Origin of the sequence: Marivivens marinus, from assembly GCF_035969385.1 — a bacterium.
Lineage (GTDB): Bacteria > Pseudomonadota > Alphaproteobacteria > Rhodobacterales > Rhodobacteraceae > SELP01.
This window is the reverse complement of sequence record NZ_JAYKKJ010000006.1, coordinates 1-23,832: the sequence shown is the minus strand read 5'-3', so window position 1 is coordinate 23,832 and position 23,832 is coordinate 1. Positions and strand designations below refer to the sequence as shown.

At 63.9% G+C, this 23,832-nt stretch carries 26 protein-coding genes and 1 tRNA gene; 16 read left to right on the top strand and 11 right to left on the bottom strand.

All coding sequences use genetic code 11. The annotated features are described in order from the left end of the window. Positions 1-205 precede the first annotated feature (205 nt). A complete protein-coding gene (locus U3648_RS10765) occupies positions 206-1,033 on the bottom strand; it encodes an arginyltransferase (protein ID WP_420859236.1) in 828 nt (275 codons plus the stop codon). 156 nt (positions 1,034-1,189) lie between these two features. Continuing rightward, the gene (locus tag U3648_RS10760) at positions 1,190-2,668 is read right to left on the bottom strand and encodes an NAD-dependent succinate-semialdehyde dehydrogenase (RefSeq protein ID WP_420859235.1); all 1,479 of its coding nucleotides are present in this window, start codon (positions 2,666-2,668) and stop codon (positions 1,190-1,192) included. A gap of 95 nt (positions 2,669-2,763) precedes the next feature. Here U3648_RS10760 and U3648_RS10755 point away from each other — a divergent pair, with 95 nt between their 5' ends. After that, positions 2,764-3,537, top strand: a complete 774-nt coding sequence (locus U3648_RS10755) for an alpha/beta hydrolase (RefSeq protein ID WP_420859234.1) — start codon at positions 2,764-2,766, stop codon at positions 3,535-3,537. Positions 3,538-3,615: 78 nt separating this feature from the next. Here U3648_RS10755 and U3648_RS10750 read toward each other — a convergent pair whose 3' ends face one another. The 7 genes from U3648_RS10750 to U3648_RS10720 are packed head-to-tail and all read right to left on the bottom strand — an operon-like array spanning position 3,616 to position 8,693. Beyond that, positions 3,616-4,611 carry a P1 family peptidase gene (locus tag U3648_RS10750; protein WP_420859233.1) on the bottom strand — a complete coding sequence of 332 codons (996 nt, stop codon included), beginning with the start codon at positions 4,609-4,611 and terminating at the stop codon, positions 3,616-3,618. Continuing rightward, positions 4,608-5,027 carry a hypothetical protein gene (locus tag U3648_RS10745; RefSeq protein WP_420859232.1) on the bottom strand — a complete coding sequence of 140 codons (420 nt, stop codon included), beginning with the start codon at positions 5,025-5,027 and terminating at the stop codon, positions 4,608-4,610. The genes U3648_RS10750 and U3648_RS10745 overlap by 4 nt, the downstream gene beginning before the upstream one ends. After that, positions 5,024-5,764 carry a glucose 1-dehydrogenase gene (locus U3648_RS10740; protein WP_420859231.1) on the bottom strand — a complete coding sequence of 247 codons (741 nt, stop codon included), beginning with the start codon at positions 5,762-5,764 and terminating at the stop codon, positions 5,024-5,026. Before U3648_RS10740 ends, U3648_RS10745 begins: the two co-directional genes overlap by 4 nt. A 43-nt stretch (positions 5,765-5,807) precedes the next feature. Continuing rightward, positions 5,808-6,614: a class I SAM-dependent methyltransferase gene (locus U3648_RS10735; RefSeq protein ID WP_420859230.1), complete on the bottom strand. Its 807-nt coding sequence runs from the start codon at positions 6,612-6,614 to the stop codon at positions 5,808-5,810. Between the two features lie 2 nt (positions 6,615-6,616). Further along, positions 6,617-7,798, bottom strand: coding sequence for an HD domain-containing protein (locus U3648_RS10730; protein ID WP_420859229.1), 1,182 nt, complete (start codon positions 7,796-7,798; stop codon positions 6,617-6,619). Continuing rightward, entirely contained in the window at positions 7,791-8,030 is a 240-nt protein-coding gene (locus U3648_RS10725) for a hypothetical protein (protein ID WP_420859228.1), read from the bottom strand. The genes U3648_RS10730 and U3648_RS10725 overlap by 8 nt, the downstream gene beginning before the upstream one ends. A gap of 9 nt (positions 8,031-8,039) precedes the next feature. Further along, positions 8,040-8,693, bottom strand: a complete 654-nt coding sequence (locus tag U3648_RS10720) for an alpha/beta hydrolase (protein WP_420859227.1) — start codon at positions 8,691-8,693, stop codon at positions 8,040-8,042. A gap of 212 nt (positions 8,694-8,905) precedes the next feature. Here U3648_RS10720 and iscR point away from each other — a divergent pair, with 212 nt between their 5' ends. The 11 genes from iscR (at position 8,906) to U3648_RS10665 (ending at position 17,841) form a co-directional block, all read left to right on the top strand. Further along, positions 8,906-9,364: a Fe-S cluster assembly transcriptional regulator IscR gene (gene iscR / locus U3648_RS10715; RefSeq protein WP_129683630.1), complete on the top strand. Its 459-nt coding sequence runs from the start codon at positions 8,906-8,908 to the stop codon at positions 9,362-9,364. Continuing rightward, a complete protein-coding gene (locus U3648_RS10710) occupies positions 9,361-10,404 on the top strand; it encodes a cysteine desulfurase family protein (protein ID WP_420859226.1) in 1,044 nt (347 codons plus the stop codon). The genes iscR and U3648_RS10710 overlap by 4 nt, the downstream gene beginning before the upstream one ends. Positions 10,405-10,416: 12 nt before the next feature. After that, positions 10,417-11,940, top strand: a complete 1,524-nt coding sequence (sufB, locus tag U3648_RS10705; RefSeq protein WP_420859225.1) for a Fe-S cluster assembly protein SufB — start codon at positions 10,417-10,419, stop codon at positions 11,938-11,940. A 4-nt stretch (positions 11,941-11,944) separates the two neighbouring features. Then, positions 11,945-12,163 carry a hypothetical protein gene (locus U3648_RS10700; RefSeq protein WP_420859224.1) on the top strand — a complete coding sequence of 73 codons (219 nt, stop codon included), beginning with the start codon at positions 11,945-11,947 and terminating at the stop codon, positions 12,161-12,163. A gap of 4 nt (positions 12,164-12,167) precedes the next feature. Beyond that, positions 12,168-12,983, top strand: coding sequence for an FkbM family methyltransferase (locus U3648_RS10695; RefSeq protein WP_420859223.1), 816 nt, complete (start codon positions 12,168-12,170; stop codon positions 12,981-12,983). Further along, positions 12,980-13,291, top strand: a complete 312-nt coding sequence (locus U3648_RS10690) for a heavy metal-binding domain-containing protein (RefSeq protein ID WP_420859222.1) — start codon at positions 12,980-12,982, stop codon at positions 13,289-13,291. Before U3648_RS10695 ends, U3648_RS10690 begins: the two co-directional genes overlap by 4 nt. Positions 13,292-13,431: 140 nt before the next feature. Next, positions 13,432-13,953 carry a hypothetical protein gene (locus tag U3648_RS10685; RefSeq protein ID WP_420859221.1) on the top strand — a complete coding sequence of 174 codons (522 nt, stop codon included), beginning with the start codon at positions 13,432-13,434 and terminating at the stop codon, positions 13,951-13,953. Positions 13,954-14,076: 123 nt separating this feature from the next. Beyond that, a complete protein-coding gene (gene sufC, locus U3648_RS10680; RefSeq protein ID WP_420859220.1) occupies positions 14,077-14,832 on the top strand; it encodes a Fe-S cluster assembly ATPase SufC in 756 nt (251 codons plus the stop codon). Beyond that, on the top strand, positions 14,832-16,130 hold the full coding sequence (locus tag U3648_RS10675; RefSeq protein ID WP_420859219.1) for a SufB/SufD family protein: 1,299 nt from the start codon (positions 14,832-14,834) through the stop codon (positions 16,128-16,130). Before sufC ends, U3648_RS10675 begins: the two co-directional genes overlap by 1 nt. Before the next feature lies 1 nt (position 16,131). After that, entirely contained in the window at positions 16,132-16,611 is a 480-nt protein-coding gene (locus U3648_RS10670) for a hypothetical protein (RefSeq protein WP_420859218.1), read from the top strand. A gap of 9 nt (positions 16,612-16,620) precedes the next feature. Further along, on the top strand, positions 16,621-17,841 hold the full coding sequence (locus tag U3648_RS10665) for a cysteine desulfurase (RefSeq protein ID WP_420859217.1): 1,221 nt from the start codon (positions 16,621-16,623) through the stop codon (positions 17,839-17,841). Positions 17,842-18,057: 216 nt separating this feature from the next. On the opposite strand, the gene U3648_RS10660 is transcribed toward U3648_RS10665, so the two are convergent. Continuing rightward, complete coding sequence (locus U3648_RS10660) at positions 18,058-19,569, bottom strand: fused MFS/spermidine synthase (RefSeq protein WP_420859216.1); 1,512 nt, start codon at positions 19,567-19,569, stop codon at positions 18,058-18,060. Between the two features lie 129 nt (positions 19,570-19,698). On the opposite strand from U3648_RS10660, the gene U3648_RS10655 reads away from it, so the two are divergent. The 4 genes from U3648_RS10655 (at position 19,699) to U3648_RS10640 (ending at position 23,122) form a co-directional block, all read left to right on the top strand. Further along, positions 19,699-19,775: transfer RNA gene (locus U3648_RS10655), tRNA-Arg, on the top strand. 196 nt (positions 19,776-19,971) lie between these two features. Continuing rightward, positions 19,972-21,495 carry a DUF4153 domain-containing protein gene (locus U3648_RS10650; RefSeq protein ID WP_420859215.1) on the top strand — a complete coding sequence of 508 codons (1,524 nt, stop codon included), beginning with the start codon at positions 19,972-19,974 and terminating at the stop codon, positions 21,493-21,495. After that, the gene (locus U3648_RS10645) at positions 21,492-22,181 is read left to right on the top strand and encodes a response regulator transcription factor (protein ID WP_420859214.1); all 690 of its coding nucleotides are present in this window, start codon (positions 21,492-21,494) and stop codon (positions 22,179-22,181) included. The genes U3648_RS10650 and U3648_RS10645 overlap by 4 nt, the downstream gene beginning before the upstream one ends. Beyond that, positions 22,166-23,122, top strand: a complete 957-nt coding sequence (locus U3648_RS10640) for a HAMP domain-containing sensor histidine kinase (RefSeq protein ID WP_420859213.1) — start codon at positions 22,166-22,168, stop codon at positions 23,120-23,122. The genes U3648_RS10645 and U3648_RS10640 overlap by 16 nt, the downstream gene beginning before the upstream one ends. Before the next feature lie 106 nt (positions 23,123-23,228). Here the strand turns inward: U3648_RS10640 and U3648_RS10635 are convergent, their stop codons facing one another. Next, positions 23,229-23,549, bottom strand: coding sequence for an OsmC family protein (locus tag U3648_RS10635; RefSeq protein ID WP_420859391.1), 321 nt, complete (start codon positions 23,547-23,549; stop codon positions 23,229-23,231). Positions 23,550-23,832: the final 283 nt, after the last annotated feature.

The following is a 23,832-nucleotide window of genomic DNA, read 5'->3' as shown; positions in this document are numbered from 1 at the left end:
TTGCTGCCGGGCGGTGCTTTGACACCGTCGCGCGATGTTGCGTCCTCGCCAAGTGTGAGGACAGCGGTGCAACCGTGTCGGCAATCGGTCTAGGTCAAGGTTGGAGCAGACTGCGTAAACCGCCGCATGATCCGGGCGCTGTTCACATTGGACGCCTTCACTCCCGGCCAGACGCCGGAACGCGCGAGACAGAACCGTGGTGCAGTTAGCGGACGGTTCGCGTGTCGGGCAGGGTGATCTTTGCCACCTGTTCCGCGATGGGATCGACCGAAAGCGGGTGGGTTTCATCGGCGAATTCCGCCGGGTCGGTCATCCGCCGCCACTCTCCGCGCTGGAACACCTCAAGCGCCGAGAAGTTTGCCTTGTAACCCATCTTGGGGCTGCCCGGCACCCAGTAGCCAAGGTAGACGTAGGGCAGGCCCAGGTCGTGCGCGATCTGGACGTGATCAAGGATCACGAAGGTTCCAAGGCTGTCCTTGTCCTTCTCGGGATCGAAGAAGGAATAGACCATGCTTAGCCCGTCATCGAGTATATCGGTCAGGCACACGGCCGTTAGGTCATCGCGGCGGGGGGCGTTAGGGTCCGAATATTCGATCAACCGGGACCGGATCGGGGTTTCTTCGACCATCGCGGCGAATTCGAACATGTCCATATCGGCCATCCCGCCTTCTGCGTGGCGGCTGTCCAGATAGCGGCGGAACAGGTCATATTGTTCGTCCGAGGCCCATGGCGACCGGGCCTGCCGCGTCAGGTTGGCGTTGCGGCGCATGACCCGTCGCTGCCCCTTGGAGGGCGCAAAATCCGCGACCCTGATCCGGGCCGACATGCAAGCGGCGCAATCCGCGCAGGACGGGCGATACAGAACGTTCTGCGACCGGCGAAACCCCTGTTTCGACAAATGATCGTTCAGCCGTTCGGCCTGTTCTCCCTGCAACGCGGTAAACAACTTCCGCTCCATCCGGCCCTCAAGGTAGGGGCAGGGCTGCGGCGCCGTCACATAGAACTGGGGCGCAAGAGGCAGGGTATGGCGCATCGGCTTCCGACAGGTGTTCCAGGGGGCAGGTTAGCAACGCATCTGCCACAGGCCAAGCACTTGGTTACTATTCGGTAAACAGGGGCAACGGCCCGCCGCCTGAAACGAAAACGGGCGCCCCCGAAGGCGCGCCCGCGTGGATCGGTCTGCCTGGGCCTAGATGCCTGTGCAGATGTATTTCATTTCAAGGTAATCCTCGATCCCGTGGTGGCTGCCTTCGCGGCCAAGACCGGATTGTTTGACGCCGCCAAAGGGCGCGACCTCGGTCGAGATGATGCCGGTATTGACGCCGACAATCCCGTATTCCAGCGCCTCGGACACCTTGGTCACACGGCTGATGTCCTTGGCGTAGAAATAGGACGCAAGGCCAAAGATCGTGTCATTGGCCTGCGCGATCACGTCATCTTCGTCCTCGAACATGAACAAGGGCGCGAAGGGGCCAAAGGTTTCGTCATTGGCAACCATCATGTCCTTGGTGGCGTTGGTCACGATGGTCGGTTCAAAGAATTGCCCGCCCAGTTCGTGTTCCTTGCCGCCGGTCAGGATCTGGCCGCCCTTGTCCAGCGCGTCCTTCAGGTGCTGGCGCACCTTTTCCACGGCCGCGGCTTCGATCAGCGGGCCAAGGGCGGTGCCCTCTGTCAGGCCGTCGCCAACCTTCAGCGCCTCGACCGCGACCTTCAGCTTGGCCGCGAATGCGTCATAGACGCCCTTCTGCACGTAGATCCGGTTGGCGCAGACGCAGGTCTGGCCGTTGTTGCGGAACTTGCAGGCGATGGCCCCGGCCACCGCTTCGTCGATGTCGGCATCGTCAAACACGATGAACGGCGCGTTGCCGCCCAGTTCCATCGAACATTTCATCACCTGATCGGCGGCCTGACGCAGCAGGATGCGGCCCACTTCGGTGGACCCGGTGAAGGTCAGCTTGCGCACCTTGTGGTTTTCGCAGAATTCCTTGCCGGTGCCCGAAGCGTCGTTCGAGGTGACGATGGACAAGAGGCCCTTCGGCAGGCCCGCTTCCTCGGCCAGAACCGCCAGCGCCAGCGCCGACAGCGGTGTCTGGGACGCGGGGCGCAGCACGAAGGCGCAGCCGGCGGCCAGCGCGGGCGCCGCCTTGCGGGTGATCATGGCCGAGGGGAAGTTCCACGGCGTGATCCCGGCGGCAACCCCAATGGGCTGCTTGATGACGGTGATCCGCTTGTCGGCCATATGGCCGGGGATGGTTTCGCCGTAGATCCGTTTTGCCTCTTCCCCGAACCATTCCACGAAAGACGCGGCATAGGCGATCTCGCCCTTGGCTTCGGCCAGCGGCTTGCCCTGTTCGGCGGTCATGATCGTGGCAAGGTCGTCCTGATTGGCCATCATCAGGTCGAACCAGCGGCGCAGGATCTGGGCACGTTCCTTGCCCGTCCGCTTGGCCCAGTCCTTTTGCGCGACATAGGCCGCGTCGATAGCCTGCGCCACCTCGTCCCGCGACAGGTCGGCCACCTCGGCGATCACATCGCCACGGGCCGGGTTGGTGACGCCAAAGGTCTTGCCGGATGCAGCGGAAACCCATTCACCGCCCAAATAGGCCTTGTCACGCAGGAGGCCGGGGTTCTTCAATAGCGACGAGAGGTCGGTCTTCTGGTCAAGCATTCTGTCCTCCGGGAAAATTTGATCATATCTCTTGCACGTCGCTGGGCCGAGGTCCAGAGATTCGGGCGCGCAGAGGATTACGGGGACGAAGACTAATGGCAGAGCTGGACGATGCATATGCAAACGCGACCTATATTCCGGGCGGCATGGACTATCCCGACAAATGGGCGGGACTGGCAGCGGAGTTCCGGGCCAGCCATGCGCGGTCCGAACTGGACCTGACATATGGCGATCATCCGCGCCAGCGGGTTGATCTCTTCCATCCGGATGGCCCGGCAAAGGGGCTGATGGTCTTTGTCCACGGTGGCTACTGGCTGCGGTTCGACAAGAGTTTCTGGTCGCATCTGGCGGTGGGGGCGCTGGCACGGGGCTGGGTCGTGGCGATGCCGTCCTACCGGCTGGCGCCCGAGGTGCGCATCGGACAGATCACACAGGATGTCGAGGCGGGGATCGGGGTGGTGGCCGCGCGGGTGGACGGCCCGATCCGACTGGCCGGGCATTCGGCGGGCGGGCACCTTGTCGGTCGGATGATCTGCGATGACCGCGCGCCGGTCTGGCGCGACCGGGTGGAACAGGTGGTTCCGATTTCGCCGGTGGCGGACCTTGACCCGCTGCGGCGGACCTCGATGAACGCGGAGCTGCGGATTGAACCGGCGGACCCCGAAAGCCTGACCCGACATGGTCGGGTAGATGTCCGGGCGACGGTCTGGGTCGGCGCGGACGAACGCCCGGTGTTCATCGAACAGGCCCAAGGGTTGGCGGCGCACTGGGGCTGCGACTGTGTGATCGACCCCGGACGGCATCATTTCGACGTGATCGAACCTTTGGCCGACCCCGACAGCCCCTTGACCCGGGCAATCCTCGGGTAGCCATGGGTCAAGACCCATGGTGACGGGTCAAGGGGCGCTGCCCCTCTGGCCCGTTCCGGGCCATTCACCCCGGGATATTTATTGACCCAAAGAAGGGGACAGGCTGGACCAAGTGGGCAGCGGATCGCCGGGCAGGGGCCGGGCCGCATGCACCCCGCGCGCAATGGCCCGCGCAAGGCAGGTCGCGGCGAGGTGCCCGAGCATCAGCGGATCAGTCACCGGGTCGGACAACTCCTGCGCCCCGGTGGAGACCGCGAAGACAAGGTCGCCGTCCATCGGCGTGTGACTGGGCACCAGCGCCCGCGCCATCCCATCATGGGCGGCGGTCGCCATCCGGGTGCATTGCGCCTGTGTCAGCGCCGCATCGGTCGCGACGATGGCGATGGTGGTGTTGCGGTGGCTGCCCAGTTTGGTGCGCACCTCGTCCGGATAGGTTGCCGCCGGACCAAGCCCGCCGAATTCACCCCCTTGTTCGAAGGGCGCGGCCCAGAAATGCCGCCCGTCGCCCACGGTGGCTGACCCCAGCGCATTGACGGCCACAAGTGCTCCGACCATAACCCCGCCGGGGCCGATGGCCGAGGCGGACCCAAGCCCCCCTTTGAGAGTCGCGGTGGTACAGCCCGTGCCCGCGCCCTCGGTGCCCAGGCCGAACTCCGACCCGGCATTGGCAAGGGCCGTGGCCCCCAATGCGGGGTAGGGCGATGTTGACCAGCCATGGTCGCCGCCGCCCATCAGGTCGAACAGGATCGCCGCGGGAACGATGGGCACCCGGTGCGGCCCGACGGCAAAGCCGCGCCCCTGCGCCTTGAGCGCACCCATCACCCCGTCGGCGGCGGCCAGCCCAAAGGCGGACCCGCCCGACAGGACCAGCGCATCCACCTGTTCGACAGTCTTGTCCGGGGCCAGAAGATCCGTTTCGCGGGTGCCCGGCGCGCCCCCCATGATACAGACCCCGGCGGTGAAGGGCGCATCTGATGTCAGGACCGTGACCCCGGATCGCAGGTCCATGTCCTGCGCATTGCCGACCCGCAGGCCCGCCACATCGGTGATCAGGTTGCGGGGGCCGGGGATCATTCCGGCACCTCCCACGCACCGAGATAGGCCAGTTTGGGCGTGTCGTTCAGCGTATAGGGGAAGCCGCCAAAGGCCGCCTCTTCCAGAACCACCAACGTCCGCGCCGCGCCCAGCCTGTCGCGCACCTCGGCAGCTGTGTCGGTCGGGCACTTGTGCCGGATGAAGTCCCGCGCCGCCGGGCCATGGGCAACAGTCACGAAGCGGATATCGACGAAGGCGCCCGGCAAGTCATTGGTCAGCGGTTCGGGATGATCCTTGTCGGGGGCCATGAAGCAATAGGCACGGGCGGCATCGCCGCTTTCGAAATCGCCCGCGAACAGGTGCAGCCGGGTCATGCCCGGCGCCGGGGCCGGGGGCAGTTCGGGGTCGTCGCCAATCGGGGCAAAGATATCACGCAGCCGAGACCAAAGGCTCATATGCAGCGGCCCCCGTCCACCTCGAGCGCGACGCCGGTGATCATGCTGGCCTCGTCCGAACACAGGAAGGCGGCGGCGCTGCCCATATCCTCGGGCGTGGAAAACCGGCCCAGCGGAATGGTCGACAGGAATTTGGCCCGCAGCTCGGGCGTGTCGCCCCCCATGAAGGAGGGCAGCAGCGGGGTTTCGCCCGCCACCGGATTGATCGCGTTGACCCGCACCCCATGGGGGGCAAGTTCCACGGCCATCGCCTTGGTCGCGGTGATCATCCAGCCCTTGGAGGCGTTGTACCAGTTCAGGTTGGGCCGGGGGCTGACCCCGGCGGTCGAGGCGACGTTCAGGATCGCCCCGGCATTGCGCGCCTTCATTGCCGGAACAAAATGGCGGGCGGTCAGGTAGACTGATTTGGCGTTCACGGCCAGCACCCGGTCAAACTCTGCCTCGCTGACCGCCTCCATCGGCTGCGGCAGATGGGTAACGCCTGCATTGTTCACAAGGATATCGAGATCGCCCAGATGGTCCGCCGCCGCATAGGCCAACATCGCGACCGAGGCATTGTCGGCCACGTCCGCCGCCTGTGCCAGCCCGCCGATCTCAGTGGCGACGGCGCGGGCCGCATCCAGGTTGATGTCGGCCACCATGACCCGCGCGCCTTCGGCGGCGAATTTCCGGGCGATCCCGGCGCCAAAGCCCGACCCGCCCCCGGTAACAATCGCTGTTTTTCCCTGAAGTCTCATGCCCCGCAGGGTCGGCCAGCGGGGCGACTTTGGCAAGCCTGTTTCAGGCGCGGGCCTTCGCCTGCATCCAAAGCCAGGGGGTCGGCCCAGCCCGCCATTCCCACAGCGCGATCAGCCGGTCCATATCGGACAGGGCCTGCATCCAGTCGGGCAGGGCGGCGGCATCTTCGGCCCGGTCCAGCCGGGTGATCGAATGGGTCTCCCGGAACCGGGCGGCGATCCGGTCCAGAAGGCCCGGTTTCATGCCCTCGTGCACTTCGACCAGAATATCGGCGCCCAGAAGGCCCGGGGCCTTGGTGGGGTCGAGCACCTGATCCTCGGCCCCTTCGATATCGCAGATGACGACCGTGGGGGCCATGGCGCAGATGTCGAACTCTGCACCGCCGATTTCCGCGCCGATCAGAACCCTGTCGGCCACCCCGTTCGCCTGTGCCAGTGCAGCGCATTTCTCGCGTGCTTTCGGGTCGGCATCGCGGGCCCAGATTTCGGTGTCGGGCAGGCGGCGGGCAAGGCCCACGGCGTAATAGCCTTCGGCGCTGCCGACGTCGATGATCCGGGCGGGTGCGGCGGCGATGATCTGTTCCAGAACCGGGGCGATCCCGGCCTCGTAGCAACCGATCATCCGGGGGGCCAATCCGCCCTCTGAGGCGGCAACGGCATAATCCATCCCCTTGAACGGGCCGGTCTGGACGGTGCGCCCATCGCGCCCGATGATCGTGTTCGACACAAGCTGCGCCCGCCACTTCGCCAGAAGACGCAGCGCCGCATTCAGGTGATCCTTGTCCGGCGCGCCCTCCAAAAGGGCGCGAAGCTGGGCCGTGACCGCACGATCAAAGGAACTGGGGGACATGTCTATTCCGCCGCCATGGAAAACCACGCGTCGATCCGGTCGCGCAGGGCGGCCCAGATGGCGGGCGCGCCCCGGTCCACCTTGACTCCGACGCGGGACTGCAACTGCGCCGGGGTGACGTTGTATTCGGGCCAGGTGCCGCCGCCGGTTTCAAGGTTGGCGATGACGGGCTGCACCCGGTCGATGGCCTTGGCAAAGATGGCGTCGGGGCTCTCTGCCGCTTCGAATTCATCCCAAAGCGCGCGCAGGGCCGCGCCTTCCCTCTCGGGCAGGAGGCCGAAGATACGGTCGGCGGCGGCCTGTTCGGCGGCCAGCACATCCGCCCCGCCGTGGGCATTGCCGTTTGCCGAATGGATCGGGACGTCGCCCGTGTCGATCTCGACCAGATCGTGGATCAGCATCATCGCCACCACCCGGCCCGGATCGACGGGGTGGGCGGCATGTTCGGCCAGCACATGCGCGAACAGCGCCACATGCCAGCTGTGTTCGCCGGAATTCTCGTGCCGTCCGCCGCGATAGTTTCGGGTCGCGCGGATGACGGTTTTCAGCCGGTCCGCCTCGATCAGAAAGCGCAGGCGGGCGGGCAGGGGGTGGTCGTCCGGCAGCGGGCTGCCCGCGCCGGACAGAAGGCCGCTGGCATGGGCGTACATCTCGGGCCAGCGATCGCGCAGGATCGCGGCACGACCGGTGGCAAGGTTGTCCCGCGCGATCTGCGGGTGGTCGGCGGGGGCGTTGACGCCGTGGATGATCTGGAAGATCGGTTGTGACAGGTCCAGCGCCTTGGCGAATTGGGCCGTCGGGGTCTGGGCCGCCTCGAATTCGTCCCATGCGCCGCGCAGGTCAGCGCCCTGATCGGCGGGCAGAAGGCCGAACAGCCTGTCGGCGGCGGCCTGTTCCTTTGCGGCGACCTCTGCCGGGTCGAAGGCGATGTTGATCGGATGGTCGCCCGCGTCGATCTCGACCAGATCGTGCAGCAAGAGCATGAGGATCGAACGGGTCACGTCGACGCCGGCCGGGGCATCGGCCCCAAAGACCAGCGCCCAAAGTGCCAGATGCCAGCTGTGTTCGGCAGTGTTTTCCAACCGCGTGCCGCAGGTCAGCATATTGGCCCGGTCGACGCTTTTCAGCAGGTCCGCCTCGGTCAGGAAGGCCAGCTGTGCGTCGATCCGGCCCCGGTCAGCCATCGGCCTTTGGCTCCGCGGCCTTGCGTTTGCGGGCCCGGTCCGCAAGCAGTGCCCGCGCACGTTTTTCGGCGCGGCGCACCCGGATTGCTGTCTTGTAGGCCTCTTCCAGGGTCTGGGACGAGGTGCCGAGGATCGCCGCGATTTCGTCAACGATCTTGTCGTCGCCGGTCTTTGCCTCATCGGCCAGCGCAAGCTGGGCGATGTCGTCGGCCATATCGTCAAGAAGCCCCATCGCGGCCCCCTAGCGTGTGTTTTCGGTCAGGCGGCGGCGCACGTAGCCCTGAACGTGATCGATCATGGTGTCCATGTGCGGGTCTTCAAAGAAATGGCCCGCCCCATCGATCTGTTCATGGGTGATGGTGATGCCCTTCTGTTCGTGCAGCTTGCTGACAAGGCTTTCGGTGTCGGCAGGCGGCGCGACCCGGTCGGCGGTTCCGTTGATGATCAGGCCGGACGCCGGGCAGGGGGCAAGGAAGCTGAAGTCATACATGTTGGCCGGCGGTGCGACCGAAATGAAGCCGGTGATCTCGGGGCGGCGCATCAGAAGCTGCATCCCGATCCATGCCCCGAACGAGAATCCCGCTACCCAGCAATGCTTGGAATTGGTGTTCATCGACTGCAGGTAGTCGAGCGCCGAGGCCGCATCGGACAATTCGCCGATCCCCTGATCGTATTCGCCCTGGCTGCGCCCGACCCCACGGAAGTTGAACCGCAGCACGGTAAAGCCCATTTTGTGAAAGGCGTAATGCAGGTTGTAGACCACGCGGTTGTTCATCGTGCCGCCGAATTGTGGGTGCGGGTGCAGCACGATGGCGATTGGGGCGTCGCGGTCTTTTCGCGGATGGTAGCGGCCTTCAAGCCGGCCTTCGGGGCCGGGGAAGATAACTTCGGGCATGGGCGTCCCTGCTTTGCGGTTCCAGGTGGCCGGGAATTCTTGACGGAAATCCTCGGATACCTTAGAAAGATTCTAATTTATGGCGTGGGCGGAAGCTCGCCCTGTCTGCGACCGGAGTTAATCAGCCCCGGCCCGAAGGTCAATGGAATTGGCCCGGTTTGGGCCGTTTTGCAAAGGTTTGGGCCCGGTTCGGCCCTCTGGGGGATGTCGGAATGAAGCTAAGTACCAAGGGGCGCTATGCCATGGTTGCGCTGGCCGATCTTGCGTTGCAGCCGGATGGGTCGCTTGTCACCCTTGCCGAAATTTCAAAGCGGCAGGACATTTCGCTGCCTTATCTGGAGCAGTTGTTCGTCAAACTGCGCCGGGAAGGGCTGGTTGACAGCGTGCGCGGTCCGGGTGGTGGCTACAAACTGGCGCGGCCTGCCTCTGACATCCGCGTGTCCGAAATTCTGGGCGCGGTCGATGAAACCGTCAGCGCCATGCACAAGGGCGCGGGCGCGTCCGGGGCGGCATCCGGAAGCCGGGCGCAGTCGCTGACTAACCGCCTGTGGGAAGGGCTGTCGGCCCATGTCTATGTGTTCCTGCATCAGGCCCGCCTGTCTGACGTGATCAGCAATCAGCTGGCCCCCTGTCCCGCCGTGCCCGCCCTGTTCGAAGTGGTGGACGAATGACCCGGGTCTATCTGGACCATAATGCAACGGCCCCTCTGCGGACGGAGGCGCGGACAGCGATGATCGCGGCGATGGATATCGTCGGGAACCCGTCGTCCGTCCATGCCGAAGGCCGGGCTGCCAAGGGCGCGCTGGAAAAGGCGCGCGGCGATCTGGCCGAGGCGTTGGGGGCAGGAGAGGCTGATATCGTCTTTACCTCGGGCGCGACCGAGGCGGCGGCACTGGCCTGCGCGGGCCGGGGGCTGAAGGGCGCGGGCGTCGAACATGACGCGGTCTATAGCTGGATCGACCCGACGCTGAAGGTGGAGCGCAGCGGCAAGGTGGACGTGGCCGACCCCGGTGGCGCGGCGTTGCAACTGGCGAATTCCGAAACTGGGGTCTTGCAGGACTTGCCGCAGGGGCTGGCGGTGTCCGACATCACCCAGGGCTTTGGCCGTGTGCCGTTTTCCTACAGCTGGGCCGGGGTGCAGATGGTGTTCCTTTCGGCCCATAAATTCGGTGGCCCAAAGGGTGTGGGTGCGTTGGTTATTCCGCGCGGGCACGATCTTGCCGCCCATCTGAAGGGGGGCGGGCAGGAAATGGGCCGCCGGGCCGGAACCGAAAACCTGATTGGAATCATCGGGATGGCCGCCGCAGCTAAAGCTGCGCAAGCCGATCTGGCGGCGGGACGCTGGGATGAAATCGCCGAACTTAGAAATATTCTAGAATTGGCCATTGAGGCTGCCGCGAAACAGACTATTTTTGTCGGGAAAGGCGCGAGCCGCCTTCCCAACACGACTTGTGCGATCACCCCGGGTTGGAAGGGCGAAACGCAGGTCATGTCGATGGACCTTGCGGGCTTTGCCGTTTCGGCGGGGTCGGCCTGTTCCAGCGGCAAGGTGAAGGAAAGCCGGGTGTTGCGCACCCTCGGATACGATGAGACCGAAGCGGCCAGCGCCCTGCGCCTGTCGCTTGGGATCGACACGAAACAGGAAGACGTCCTGCGTTTCGCCGACGCTTGGACAAAAGCATATGGAAAGTGGCGCGCCCGCGCCGCGTGAATAGGGGACGACATGGCTGCAATGGACGAAACCCAGGTCAAGGAAGGCGTCGATCAGGAAACGGTCGATGCGGTTGCCAAACTATCCGGCAAATACAAGTACGGCTGGGAAACCGAGATCGAGATGGACTACGCCCCCAAGGGCGTGAACCCCGATATCGTCCGGCTGATTTCGGGCAAAAACGAAGAGCCCGAATGGATGACCGAATGGCGGCTGTCGGCCTTTGAACGCTGGACCGGCATGGAAGAGCCCATATGGGCGATGGTCAACTATCCCGAGATCGACTTTCAGGAACAGTATTACTACGCCCGTCCGAAAAGCATGGCCGAAAAGCCGAAGTCGCTGGACGAGGTCGATCCCAAGCTCTTGGCCACCTATGAAAAGCTGGGTATCCCGCTGAAGGAGCAGATGATCCTAGCAGGCGTCGAAGGGGCCGAAAACGCGCCGGTCGAGGGCCGCAAGGTCGCTGTTGATGCGGTGTTCGACTCTGTGTCGGTCGGCACCACCTTTCAGGCCGAACTGAAGAAGGCCGGGGTGATCTTCTGTTCGATCTCCGAGGCGATCCGCGAACATCCCGAACTGGTGAAGAAATACCTCGGCTCGGTCGTGCCGCCGTCGGACAACTTCTATGCCACGCTGAACAGCGCTGTGTTTTCGGACGGGTCGTTCGTCTATGTTCCGCCGGGCGTCCGATGCCCGATGGAACTGTCCACCTATTTCCGGATCAATGCGGAAAACACCGGCCAGTTCGAACGTACGCTGATCATCGCCGACAAGGGGTCCTATGTGTCCTACCTTGAAGGCTGCACTGCGCCGCAGCGCGACACGGCCCAACTGCACGCCGCTGTGGTCGAGATCATCGTCGAAGAAGACGCCGAGGTGAAATATTCCACCGTTCAGAACTGGTTCCCCGGGGATGAAAACGGCAAGGGCGGGATCTACAACTTCGTCACCAAGCGCGCCGATTGCCGGGGCGACCGGGCCAAGGTGATGTGGACGCAGGTTGAAACCGGCTCTGCCGTGACGTGGAAATACCCCTCCTGCATCCTGCGCGGCAATGACAGCCAGGGCGAATTCTACTCGATCGCCATCGCCAACAACCACCAGCAGGCCGATACCGGCACCAAGATGATCCACCTGGGCCGCAACACCAAGTCGCGGATCGTGTCCAAGGGGATCAGCGCGGGCGTGGCGCAGAACACCTATCGGGGCCTCGTGTCGATGCACCCGAAGGCCAAGAACAGCCGCAACTATACCCAATGCGACAGCCTGCTGATCGGCGACAAGTGCGGGGCGCATACGGTCCCCTATATCGAGGTCAAGAACAACTCCTCCCGCGTCGAACACGAGGCGACCACGTCCAAGGTGGATGACGAACAGATGTTCTATTGCCGCCAGCGGGGCATGGACGAGGAAGAGGCCGTGGCCCTGATCGTCAACGGCTTCGCCAAGGAAGTGCTGCAGGCGCTGCCCATGGAATTCGCGCTGGAGGCACAGCAACTGGTGGCGATTTCGCTGGAAGGCTCCGTCGGGTGATCTGATGGACAGCGAGGGCGGCATCATCCTCTTCGTTCTGGGCATGATCTTGGCCCCGTTCATTGCCCTGTTCTATATGGGCCGGATCGTCGTCTTGCGCGTGTTCTTTCCGAATGCGCCAAGGGACCGCTACGCGCCGGGCGAGATCGAGGTCTACGGGCTGGGGTTTTGCATCGTCTGGGCCGGGATCGCGGCCGGCATCTTCTATTATTGGCTGGAGTGACACCATGAACGCGACTGCAGAACAAGCCGCGGGAATGGTCACTGTGCCCCGGCCCGAACGGACCAAAGAGGACTATTTCGACCTTGATGCGGCGCTGGCGGCGTTCAGGGACGGAAAGCCCTTTACCTTTCCGCCGTTCGAAATTGCCCGCAGTGTCATCAACGGCAAGGCCTATTTCTTCTGCTGCAACTTCGAAAAGGATGCGGTTCAGCGGCGGCACCGTCTTGGCCGGTTCTTCGAAACCGCCGAGCTTGAGGCCGTCGCGCCCCATGTTCCGGCGGGGGCTACGGTTCTGGATGTGGGCGCAAATGTTGGTAATCACGCGATCTTTTTCGCGGACCAGTGCGGCGCGGCCCGTGTGATCCTGATTGAACCCAACCCGCTTGCACTGGCCCCGCTGATCGGAAACATCGAATTGAACCGGATGGCCGACAAACTGGATACCGGGTTCCTTGGTATAGGGCTGTCCGACCGCGCCCATGGTGGTCTGGGCATGCGTCGCCACGTCCGCAACCTTGGGGGCACCAAGATGGAAGAGGGCACCGGCGACCTTGAGGTCCGCGCAGGGGATGATCTTTTCCCCGACACCGATTTTGACCTGATCAAGATCGACGTGGAAGGGATGGAGATGAAGGTGCTTGCCGGTCTGGACCGCACCATCGCGCGCTGCCGTCCGGCCCTGATGATCGAGGTGGACAACGAACACCTGCCGGCGTTTCAGGACTGGTGCAGGGCACGGACCTACCGCGAGGCGGGCAGCTGGCGCCGCAATCCGCGTAATGAGACGTTCCTGATCCTCTCGGAAGGAGACCCACGATGATCATCACCACCACATCCACCGTCGAAGGCCGCCCGGCCCGTGAATACCTTGGCATCGTCACGGGCGAGGCCATTCTGGGCGCGAACATCTTCCGCGATCTCTTTGCGCAGGTGCGCGACATCGTCGGTGGACGTTCTGCCGCCTATGAACAGGAACTGGGCAAGGCCCGGAAAACCGCGTTGGCCGAAATGGAGGAAGAAGCCCGCCGCCTTGGGGCTGATGCCGTTGTCGGTGTGGACCTCGACTATGAGGTGATCAACAACATGCTGATGGTGTCCGCCTCGGGCACCGCCGTGCGCCTGTCCTGATCTCGTGACCCGCGCCGCCGCATATCCCCTTGGGCCGGAACGGGCTGCACCGGAAATCTCCCGGTTCTCGCCGCATTCCCGCCCGGTTCGACCGCTACCGCTATGGGCGAGTAGTAGCGAACAACATGCGGGGTATGCCAATGGCTGGGCAGGACACCTTCAACGACCGGCTGGCGCGGATCAATTCCGGCAAGACCAGCACCATGACCATTCCCGGCGGCGGGCTTGCGACACCGAAACAGGCGCGCAAGCAGGTCACGAGCGCGATCCCGAAGGACAGCTTCGGCGAACGGCTCGCCTATCCGATGAGCTTTGTCTGGGCCTTCGCGCTTGGCGTCTTCGCCTATGCCTTCGCCCGCTACGCCACCTTTCAAATCGGGACCATGGGCTTTACCGACATGGACCTGACCAGCGTCATCTACGACCTCTTGATCGCCGGGGTCGTGGTCTTTGCGCTGCGGATGCTGTTCAGCCTCGACAGCAAGGAACTCACCATCGCGCAGGGCATCGGCATCTTCGCGATGTACACCTTCTATCACAATTTCTTCTTCTGGTTCCCGGACCAGCTGGAAATCCTGTTCGACAAGGACTACGTGCGCCAGATCTGGGCCACGGCCGAACCGAATTCCTTCCACTATCGCGGCGACTACTTCGTCTTCTGACGGCACCCGTCGCCACTCGTCCTTTGCCTTCTGCGCCTGCCCGGATCGCCCGGGCGGGCCTTTTGGCGTTTTCCGAAACCCCGGGCCGCGCCGCGGCCCTTCGTCCAGTTGCTGGAGAATAAAATGCTGCAAATCAAGAACCTGCACGTCAAGCTTGAGGAAGAGGACAAGCAGATCCTCAAGGGTGTGGACCTGACCGTCGAGGCGGGCAAGGTGCACGCGATCATGGGGCCGAACGGGTCGGGCAAATCGACCCTGTCCTACGTCCTGTCCGGCAAGGACGGCTATGAGGTGACCGAAGGATCGGCCACGCTCGACGGCGAAGACCTGCTGGAACAGGAACCAGAAGAACGCGCCGCCGCTGGCCTGTTCCTGGCCTTCCAGTATCCTGTCGAAATCCCCGGCGTCGGTAACATGACCTTCCTGCGCACCGCCGTGAACGCGCAGCGCAAGGCCCGTGGCGAGGACGAGATCAGCGCCGCTGACTTCCTCAAGCTCGTGCGCGAAACCGCCAAGACCCTGAAGATCGACGCCGAGATGCTGAAGCGTCCGGTCAACGTCGGCTTTTCGGGCGGCGAGAAGAAGCGCAACGAGATCCTTCAAATGGCCATGCTTCAGCCGAAGATGTGCATTCTGGACGAAACCGACTCGGGCCTTGACGTGGACGCGATGAAACTGGTGGCCGATGGCGTCAACGCGCTGCGGGACGAAGGCCGGGGGTTCCTTGTCATCACCCACTACCAGCGTCTTCTGGACCACATCAAACCGGATGTGGTGCACATCATGGCCAATGGCCGGATCGTGAAAACCGGCGGGCCCGAGCTGGCGCTTGAGGTCGAAAACAACGGTTATGCCGATATCCTGTCGGAGGTGGCGTGATGGCCGCCACCAAGCTGCAACCGCTGAAGGTCGAAGCGGCCGAGGCACGGCTGGCCGCCCTGACCCTGCCCGAGGGGGCAGGCTGGGCGACCGAGGCGCGCAAGGCCGCGCTGTCCCGCGTCACCGCCATGGGCCTGCCGCATCGGCGTGACGAATACTGGAAATACACCGACCCGGCATCGCTGGTCGCGGCCGAGGCCCCCAAGGCCGCGCTGTTTCACAACGACGAAGGCCCGCTGTTCGATGCGATCGACCGGGTGAAGATTGTCTTTGTCGATGGCGTGTTCGACCCCGCCGCCTCGGATGATCTGTCGCTGGCCGGGGTCGAGATTGAACGTCTGTCGGATGCCTGCACCAAGGACATTCACTGGGCCAAGGATATCTACGGCGTGCTGGAAGCCCGCAATGCCCAATCCAAGGTCGACCGTCCGCTGGCCGCGCTGAACACGGCCTTTGCGGCGGATGGCGTGGTGATCCGGGCCACCGGCAAGGCGTCAAAACCGATCAACCTGATCTACCTGCATCAGTCCGAGACCTCGGACGCGATGCTGCACCATCTGGTCCGCGTCGAGGCAGGGGCCGATCTGACCCTGCTGGAAACCGGCCCGGCAGCGGCACGGTTTTCCAAGGTGATGGAGGTCGATGTGGCCGACGGCGGCGCCTTCCACCACGTCCGCGCACAGGGGCGGGACCATGAACGCCGCGCCGTGACCGGCACATATGCCCGGCTGGGCGCGGAAAGCACGTTCAAGTCCTTCACCATGACCTTCAACGGCGTCCTGACCCGCAACGAAACCATCGTTGAATTGACTGGCGATGATGCCGTGGCCCATGTGGCCGGGGCCTGCGTCGGCGACGGGCGCGATTTCCATCACGACGACACGGTGTTCATCACCCACGACGCGGTGAACTGCGAAAGCCGCCAGGTTTTCAAGAAGGTGCTGCGCAACGGTGCGACCGGCGTGTTCCAGGGCAAGATTCTTGTCCAGCCCGGCGCGCAGAAGACCGACGGCTACCAGATTTCGCAATCCCTGCTTCTGGACGAGGACAGCCAGTTCCTCGCCAAGCCGGAGCTGGAAATCTATGCCGATGACGTGGCCTGTTCGCACGGGTCCACCAGCGGTGCGATCGACGAAGAGGCGCTGTTCTACCTGCGGTCGCGCGGGGTGCCGGTGGACGAGGCGACTGACCTTCTGACCCTTTCGTTCCTTGGCGAGGCGCTGGAGGAGATCGAGGACGAACGGCTGGCCGAAGACATGCTGGACCGGCTGTCCGGCTGGCTGTCGCGGCGGCGTTAGGATGGCGGTTTCCACCGACATCTTCCAAAGCTGGCGCAGACCCCGCGTGGTCATGCGCCGGCTTCTGGATATGGGGCAGCGGGAAGACCGGGCGCTGGCCTTCCTGATGGCCGGGTCGTTCATCGCCTTCGTGTCGCAATGGCCGCGCCTGTCGCGCGAGGCCCATCTGGCAGGCACCGACATGGGCGAAGCGGTTGGGCCGCTGCTGGTGGGCACAATGATCGTCGGGCCGTTGTTCTATTACCTTGTGTCGATCGTGGTCTGGGGCGGACTGCGGGTATTCGGGTCGCAAATCGCGGCATACCGGGTCCGGTTGGCACTGTTCTGGGCGATCCTGGCCAGCGCGCCCGCGATGCTGCTTTACGGGTTGACGCGCGGGTTTATCGGGCAGGGGCCCGAGGCCACGTTGGTCGGCGTCGTTTGGGCCGTGGGCTTTCTTTTCATTCTCATCCAGTCTCTGCGCGAAGCGGCGACCCAATAGGCACTTCCCATGTATGACGTCGCAAAGATCCGCGCCGATTTTCCGATCCTGTCGCGGCAGGTGAACGGCAAGCCGCTTGTCTACCTCGACAACGGCGCCTCGGCCCAGAAACCGCAGGTGGTGATCGACGCGGTGCGCCATGCCTACGAGGCGGAATATTCCAACGTCCACCGGGGCCTGCATTTCCTGTCGAACCTTGCGACCGACAAATACGAAAGTGTCCGGGGGGTGATCGCCAAATTCCTGAACGCGCGGTCCGAGGACGAGATCATCCTCAACTCCGGCACCACCGAAGGCATCAACATGGTGGCCTACAGCTGGGCCGCGCCGCGCCTTCAGGCCGGGGACGAGATCATCCTGTCGGTGATGGAACACCACGCCAATATCGTGCCCTGGCATTTCCTGCGGGAACGGCAGGGGGTGGTTCTCAAGTGGGTCGAGACCGAGCCTGACGGGAGCCTTGACCCGCAAAAGGTGCTGGACGCGATCGGGCCGAAAACCCGACTGATCGCGGTGACCCAGTGCTCCAACGTTCTGGGCACCATCGTCGATGTGAAGAGCATTTGCGCGGGCGCGCGGGCCAAGGGCGTGCCGGTTCTGGTGGACGGGTCGCAGGGCGCGGTGCACGGGCCGGTGGATGTGCAGGATATCGGCTGCGATTTCTACCCGATCACCGGGCACAAGCTCTATGGCCCCTCTGGCTCCGGCGCGATCTGGGTCCATCCCGACCGGATGGCCGAAATGCGCCCCTTCCTTGGCGGCGGCGACATGATCCGCGAGGTCAGCCGCGATGCGGTCAGCTACAACGATCCGCCGATGAAGTTCGAGGCCGGGACCCCGTCGATCGTCAACCAGATCGGCTTTGGCGTGGCGCTGGATTACCTGATGGGGCTGGGGATGGACAACATCGCCCGGCACGAGGCCGATCTGCGCGCCTATGCCGAAGAGCGCTTCAAGGGGCTGAACTGGCTGAACATACAGGGGCAGGCCGAAGACAAGGCCGCGATCTTTTCCTTTACGCTGGAAGGGGCGGCGCATGCGCATGACATCTCGACCGTGCTGGACAAGAAGGGGGTCGCGGTCCGGGCCGGAACCCATTGCGCCATGCCGCTGATGGATCACCTTGGGGTCGGGGCGACCTGCCGGGCGTCCTTCGGGCTCTATAACACGCGGGCCGAGGTGGATGCGCTGATCGATGCGCTGGAGCTGTGCCACGAGCTGTTCGGCTAAGGGGGTGGTGGGTTAAAACCCACCTTACGTTACAGGGGCGCGGCCCCTCTGGCCCGTTCCGGGCCATTCACCCCGGGATATTTATCGACCCAAAGAAGGGGGCTGGACTGAGCGTCCATCCTTCTTTGGATCTCAAATATCCTCTGGGGGCCATGAACTATCTGGTGGGGGGGCGAAGCGCCCCCGGGTAAGGTGGGACTTGACCCCCATTCCGGATCAGTCGGGCCGGCCAACTAGGCGATCTATCGGCGCGTAGTCATCGGTAAGGACCAACCCCTTGCCGGACAGAATCTCGGTCAGGAACGCGGGATCAAGCGCAGCGAAAACCATCTGGTCCGGGGCCGGGGCGCGGAGGCTGCCAGCCTCGGTCGGGGTTTGGCCCGCCACGACCACAAAGACCATCCGGGCGCCGGGATCGGGTTGGGCGGCATGGGTCCAAACCTCGACCACCGGGAACACCTCCCGAAGGGTGGCGACGATACTGGCGAGCGCATCCAGCCGGTCCTCGTAGTCTATGACATTCATCAAGTAGGTCCCGTCCGGGGTCAGCCGGTCCCGCACCAGTTCAAAGAATTCGCGCGTAACCAGATGGGCCGGGACGGCCACATCGGTGAAGGCATCGCCAAGGATCACGTCGTAGTGCCGGTCCGGCCGGGTCAGAAGCGCGCGTCGGGCGTCTTCGTGAAAGATGGTGGCGCTGGCGGGATCGAACCAGAAGTCCTCGGCGGCGACCTCGGTCACCTCGGGGTCGATCTCGGCCACGGTGATCTCTCCGGTGCCCATGTCGGCCAGGGCACGGGGGACGGAATAGCTGCCCCCGCCAATGTGGTAGCTGGTGAAGGCATCATGTGGGGCGCGCAGGGTGGCAAGCGCCTTCAGCATGGCGGCGTGTTCGGTGAACATCACCTGCGGCAGATCACGCGCGCCCATTCCGTGCCCCAGATGGTCGATCACCATCAGGTTCACGGGGTGGTCCGGGCTGGCCGACATGTCCAGAACCCGAATGCAGAAATACCGGCTTTCCCGGTCGCAGGGGGCAGGGGCCGCCAGCGCAACTCCGGCCAGCACCACCGCGCCGATGCCCGCCAGCGCGGGTAAGGTCCATGCCCCGCGCCCGGCCAGCCGGAAACATAGGGCTGCCGTGACAAGATAGGTGACGGTGACGGCAGCCAGCGTTCCGGCGGACCCCAGCCAGCTGATGAACAGGAACCCGGCCAGCAGCGTGCCGGCGATGGCCCCGATCGCGCCCGCCGCGAAGATCGCCCCAAGCGCCTGACCGGACCGGGCGTTATCGGTCACGGCAATCTGCGCCAGCACCGGGGCAGGGACCCCGGCGAAATAGGACGGGAGGAAGAACACCAGGGCGCAAAGGATCGCAATCCCCCAGACCGGGTGCCCCACCGCATCAAGAACCGGGGTAGCCACAAGGTGCAGCAGGCTGATCGACACGGCCGTCGTCAGCGCTGCCCAGATGAGCGCCCAGCCCGTCGCCCGCAGCGCATCCGGCGCGGGGCGTTCCGCCAGCCGTCCGCCCCACCAGTGACCGGCCGAAAACCCGGCCAGGACCACCGCGATCACACTTGTCCAGGTATAGAGCGACATGCCCACATGCGGGGCGAGGACTCGGCCCGCCACGATCTCGACCGTAAGAGAGGCGGCGGAGACCGCTGTTTGGAGGCCCACCAGAAGCCACAGGGGCACGGGCCGGGCCGTAGACGATAACGACATTGAAACCTCATTGCAGAGTTAGGGATATAGTGGGGCAGGCGCTGAAACAGGCAACAGGAATTTGCCGCGCCTCGTCCTTGTTTTTGCGATTGCGGCCTGCCGCGGCTTGTCCTATACGACAGCCCACGCGGACCCATAGCTCAGCTGGATAGAGCGCTGCCCTCCGAAGGCAGAGGCCAGAGGTTCGAATCCTCTTGGGTCCGCCATCTCCAAAGAAATCTGTAGAAGGTCGGCTTGAGATCCGTCCCCTTCCCGGGGAGCCGGGGATTCCAGGTCTGTCCAGCGGTTACACCTTCTGAGCGTGGTGACAGAAGGCTCTTGCACGGGATCTGCACAACTCCAGCACCAATAGATGCACGTCCTGGTCCTAAACATCGGGGCAGGAATGATATGGAGTTGACGATGAAGATTTTTCTGGTTCGCGGCCTGCCTCCGGGGTTGGCAAAGGATGCTTGGTGGATGGCTGCCGATGTGTCGCGCGGAGGCGGGGCGCCGCGGGATGAAGACCGGCAATCCGACGGGGGCATGCAAGTTGCGATCCTGTGCGGGCTGATCATCCTGGCCGACCGGTTGGTCTGGGGTATCCTGCCGGGGCTTTCGCTTGTTCCGCTGGCACTCTCCATCGCGGCGGCGGCGCAATTCTCCTTCCGGCGTCCTGTCTCTGCTCAAAACCTGATCTGGGGATGGGGCTTGCTTTTGGTCGCGATCCTGCCGGTGATCGTTCAGGCAAATGCCCTGTCCATCAGTTTCCTGATCTTCGGGTGCGTCCATTTCATTGTCCGATTGGCCTTTGGGACCCGACACCCCGATATTCCAGCCCTTTTGCGGTCCGGGCTACGGCTGCCCTATCTGGGACTTGATCGGAATGTCGACGACATCATCAAATTACCAAACGTGCTGGACCGAAAAAGGGGTCTGTCAGCGCGGATCAGGGGCGTCATGGGGGATTGGTTGATCCCGTTGGGATTGGGGGCGGTTTTCCTTGCTCTGTTCGCCCTCGCCAATCCCTTGATTGACGGCTGGGTCATCCGGGTGACGGATTGGAGCCTACCGGCCATCGGCGCAGAGCGGGTGTTCTTGTGGCTTGGCCTGTTCTGGATCATGTGGCCCGCGTTGCGCATCGCCGTTTTTCGCGAACGCCTGACCCTTCCGGGGAAGGATTGGCCGATCCTACGCGTTCCGGGCCTGAACAGCCGGTCGCTTTTGCGGGGGCTGGTTGTGTTCAACATCCTTTTCGCGGCGCAAACCCTGACCGATAGCGCCTACCTGTGGGGCGGGGTCGGTTTGCCCGACGGGATCAGCTATGCCGCCTATGCGCATCGCGGGGCCTATCCGCTGCTGGGGGTTGCCCTTCTGGCCGGCGGGTTCGCGTTGCTTGCGCAGCGGCACCTTGACGGGCGGCGGGGGTTGCGTCCCTTGCTCTACCTTTGGCTGGGCCAAACGGTGGTGCTTGTCGTGTCGTCGCTTCTTCGGCTGGATCTCTACGTTGACGCCTATGGGCTGACCCTGTGGCGAGTCGCGGCGGCGATCTGGATGGCGCTGGTTGTCGTCGGGTTGTCTCTGATGTTCTGGCAGCTGTGGAAAGGGTATTCGGCGGGGTGGCTTGTGGGCTGGTCGGGCGCAGCATCGCTGGGTACGCTTTACGCCTGCTGTTTTGTCAGCTTTGCCGGCGTCGTGGCGGATCACAACCTGCGCCATCAGCCCGCCCACAAGATCGACCGCTATTATGTTTGCGGCCTTGGCCCCGATGCGCTCCCGGCCATTCGTCGGTGGGAGGCGACGACCGGGCGCGCCTTTTGTTACGGCGATCGGATGATCCGGGAGACGGCCCCGGTCCCGCAGGACTGGCGGGAATGGGGCTACCGGAACTGGAGGTTGCGGACTACCTTGGCAGGGATCGAAACGCGGGGGCAGGGCGAAAGATGACCAGTACGATCCTGATCGTCGAAGATGACAAACAAATCCGCGACATTGTCCGGATCGCGTTGACCAAGGCCGGGATGGCGGTGGAGGAAGCATCAGATGGCCGGACCGGGCTGGACCTGGCCCTGACGCGCGGTCCCGATCTTGTCGTGCTTGATATCGGCCTGCCCGAGATGGACGGTCTGGACCTGTGCCGGGCCCTGCGAAAGACCTCCGATGTCCCGGTGCTGTTTCTGACGGCCCATGCCGATGAGGTGGACAGGATCGTCGGGCTGGAAATGGGGGCGGACGATTATGTCGCCAAACCGTTTTCGCCCCGCGAACTGGTTGCGCGGATCAAGGCGATCCTGAAACGCAGCGGTCCGGCACAGTCCGGAACTTCGGGCCTGCGGCACGGGGTTCTGGCCGTCGATCCGGATCGCCACCTTGCCCTTGTGGGCGATGCCTCGGTTCCATTGACCGCGCGCGAGATGGAGCTTTTGGCGCTCTTGATGTCCAGCCCGGACAGGGTGACGCCTCGGCCTAGGTTGGTGGATAAGGTCTATGGGGTGAATGTGGATGTGTCCGACCGGACGCTGGACAGCCATTTGCGCAACCTGCGGGCAAAGCTGGCCAAGGCCGGGTGCGAAGACGCGATTGAAACGGTTCATGGGGTTGGTATCCGGATGGGGCAATGCAGGGGCGCGTGACACGCAAATGGCGGCCACCGCTGGCGCTGGTATTGGGCGGAACGCTGACGGCGGTGCTGGCAGTGCCGCTGGCCGGGATTGCCTATTTCCGGGTCGCGGGGTCGGTGCTTGGCTGGGGTGAAACATCCTGGATGATCGGTTGGCTCGCGGTGATCGCGACCAGTATCCTTGGCTACCTGCTCTGGCGGCTTGTCCTCCGCCCGGCCCGTGACCTGACCGACTATGCCCGGTCCGTCGCAAAGGGACTGGACGCGGCCCCGCCAACCCACTTTGGTACGCCTGAGTTTTCGACCCTTGGGCAAAGCGTTTTCGACATGGGCGACAGCTTGCAACGGCGGGCCGATATGCTTCGCGCCTATGCCGACCATGTCACTCATGAATTGAAATCGCCCCTGACCACCCTGCGCGGCGCGGCAGAGTTGTTGCAGGACGACGGCCTGCGGCAGGACGAACGCGATACCCTGATCGACCAGATCAACACCGCAACAGAACGAATGACGACTCTTCTGGATGCGCTCCGCCGTCATGCCATGGCCGAGCGTCAGATTGGACAGGGAACCGGCCAGCTGGCCCCGGCGCTGCCCCGGCTGCAAGAGCGGTTCCCGGACCTGGAGATCGTGCTCGATGCCGATTCAACGCTCCCGATGCCACAGGATTGCATTCAACTTATTCTCGACCAGCTATTGGCCAACGCTGCCGAACAGGGGGCCGGGTGTGTCCGGCTTGCCGCGACCGCAGGCGGGATCACGATCCTTGATGACGGGCCCGGAGTTTCGCCGGGAAACCGGGTTCGGATCTTCGATCCGTTCTTCACGACCCGGCGAGATCACGGGGGCACCGGGATGGGGCTGGCGATTGTTCAGCGGCTGGTCGCAGCGCAGGGCGGCACCATTCGCCTGCTTGATCAACCCGGCGGCGCCGCGTTTGAAATCCGGTTCTGACCGGCGGGGGCGGGCCGTGCAATTGAACGGTCGTCGGAAAAGGATCTGTTCGTTGCGCGGAATCTGCTTTGTGTTGGGTGGAAACCTGCTGCATCCATGGCCGACATCACTTTGACTCTGGCCAGACGTCTATCCTCGTTGTGACCGAATTCGCGATATAGCAATTCTCGTGCGCCTCGTGATGGAGTCTTTCCAAGACCTGCCGAGATGGGACCTTGTCGGCCCAGGTTGTGCGGGGTCTCAGATCGACGTGCGACAGCCAAAGCTTGCCAGCGTCGTTTGCGGTCAGTTGCCCTTGGGCGCGGTCGTGGTAGGTCGCGGCCGCATACCCAGAACGCCGCGCGATATCCAGAAACCATAACATATGGCACGCGGCGATTGCGGCGATGAATGCCTCTTCCGGGTCAATGCCCAACGGGTCTGACATTGGCGGCGGGACCACATGCGGAGAGGCGGACGCCGGGCATGTTGCGCCCCCATCGAAGGCCCATTGGTGGGCGCGGTTGTAGGTGCCTTTGGCGAAGTCGCCCGAGGTCTGGCGCCACGATACGGTGGCTTCGTGAAGTGGCATTGCGATTATCCCTGTCTTTCCAGTGTCTTCGCCCATGTTTGCGAAAAGGCCCCAAGCGGTCTTGGCGTGCCCCCATCGGGTGGTCCGGTTTGATTGTTAGTGCATCGTGGGCCTCTGGTCCATCGGAACGATGCTTTCT

Excerpts from the sequence above, each read along its gene's own strand:
- sufB (WP_420859225.1), top strand. The coding sequence starts at position 10,417 with ATGGCTGCAATGGACGAAACCCAGGTCAAGGAAGGCGTCGATCAGGAA.
- U3648_RS10665 (WP_420859217.1), top strand. The coding sequence starts at position 16,621 with ATGTATGACGTCGCAAAGATCCGCGCCGATTTTCCGATCCTGTCGCGG.
- U3648_RS10675 (WP_420859219.1), top strand. The coding sequence starts at position 14,832 with ATGGCCGCCACCAAGCTGCAACCGCTGAAGGTCGAAGCGGCCGAGGCA.
- sufC (WP_420859220.1), top strand. The coding sequence starts at position 14,077 with ATGCTGCAAATCAAGAACCTGCACGTCAAGCTTGAGGAAGAGGACAAG.
- U3648_RS10755 (WP_420859234.1), top strand. The coding sequence starts at position 2,764 with ATGGCAGAGCTGGACGATGCATATGCAAACGCGACCTATATTCCGGGC.
- U3648_RS10635 (WP_420859391.1), bottom strand. The coding sequence starts at position 23,549 with ATGTCAGACCCGTTGGGCATTGACCCGGAAGAGGCATTCATCGCCGCA.
- U3648_RS10695 (WP_420859223.1), top strand. The coding sequence starts at position 12,168 with ATGAACGCGACTGCAGAACAAGCCGCGGGAATGGTCACTGTGCCCCGG.
- U3648_RS10670 (WP_420859218.1), top strand. The coding sequence starts at position 16,132 with ATGGCGGTTTCCACCGACATCTTCCAAAGCTGGCGCAGACCCCGCGTG.
- U3648_RS10640 (WP_420859213.1), top strand. The coding sequence starts at position 22,166 with ATGCAGGGGCGCGTGACACGCAAATGGCGGCCACCGCTGGCGCTGGTA.
- U3648_RS10700 (WP_420859224.1), top strand. The coding sequence starts at position 11,945 with ATGGACAGCGAGGGCGGCATCATCCTCTTCGTTCTGGGCATGATCTTG.
- U3648_RS10735 (WP_420859230.1), bottom strand. The coding sequence starts at position 6,614 with ATGTCCCCCAGTTCCTTTGATCGTGCGGTCACGGCCCAGCTTCGCGCC.
- U3648_RS10760 (WP_420859235.1), bottom strand. The coding sequence starts at position 2,668 with ATGCTTGACCAGAAGACCGACCTCTCGTCGCTATTGAAGAACCCCGGC.
- U3648_RS10750 (WP_420859233.1), bottom strand. The coding sequence starts at position 4,611 with ATGATCCCCGGCCCCCGCAACCTGATCACCGATGTGGCGGGCCTGCGG.
- U3648_RS10765 (WP_420859236.1), bottom strand. The coding sequence starts at position 1,033 with ATGCGCCATACCCTGCCTCTTGCGCCCCAGTTCTATGTGACGGCGCCG.
- U3648_RS10690 (WP_420859222.1), top strand. The coding sequence starts at position 12,980 with ATGATCATCACCACCACATCCACCGTCGAAGGCCGCCCGGCCCGTGAA.
- U3648_RS10710 (WP_420859226.1), top strand. The coding sequence starts at position 9,361 with ATGACCCGGGTCTATCTGGACCATAATGCAACGGCCCCTCTGCGGACG.
- U3648_RS10740 (WP_420859231.1), bottom strand. The coding sequence starts at position 5,764 with ATGAGACTTCAGGGAAAAACAGCGATTGTTACCGGGGGCGGGTCGGGC.
- iscR (WP_129683630.1), top strand. The coding sequence starts at position 8,906 with ATGAAGCTAAGTACCAAGGGGCGCTATGCCATGGTTGCGCTGGCCGAT.
- U3648_RS10660 (WP_420859216.1), bottom strand. The coding sequence starts at position 19,569 with ATGTCGTTATCGTCTACGGCCCGGCCCGTGCCCCTGTGGCTTCTGGTG.
- U3648_RS10650 (WP_420859215.1), top strand. The coding sequence starts at position 19,972 with ATGAAGATTTTTCTGGTTCGCGGCCTGCCTCCGGGGTTGGCAAAGGAT.
- U3648_RS10730 (WP_420859229.1), bottom strand. The coding sequence starts at position 7,798 with ATGGCTGACCGGGGCCGGATCGACGCACAGCTGGCCTTCCTGACCGAG.
- U3648_RS10725 (WP_420859228.1), bottom strand. The coding sequence starts at position 8,030 with ATGGGGCTTCTTGACGATATGGCCGACGACATCGCCCAGCTTGCGCTG.
- U3648_RS10645 (WP_420859214.1), top strand. The coding sequence starts at position 21,492 with ATGACCAGTACGATCCTGATCGTCGAAGATGACAAACAAATCCGCGAC.
- U3648_RS10685 (WP_420859221.1), top strand. The coding sequence starts at position 13,432 with ATGGCTGGGCAGGACACCTTCAACGACCGGCTGGCGCGGATCAATTCC.
- U3648_RS10720 (WP_420859227.1), bottom strand. The coding sequence starts at position 8,693 with ATGCCCGAAGTTATCTTCCCCGGCCCCGAAGGCCGGCTTGAAGGCCGC.
- U3648_RS10745 (WP_420859232.1), bottom strand. The coding sequence starts at position 5,027 with ATGAGCCTTTGGTCTCGGCTGCGTGATATCTTTGCCCCGATTGGCGAC.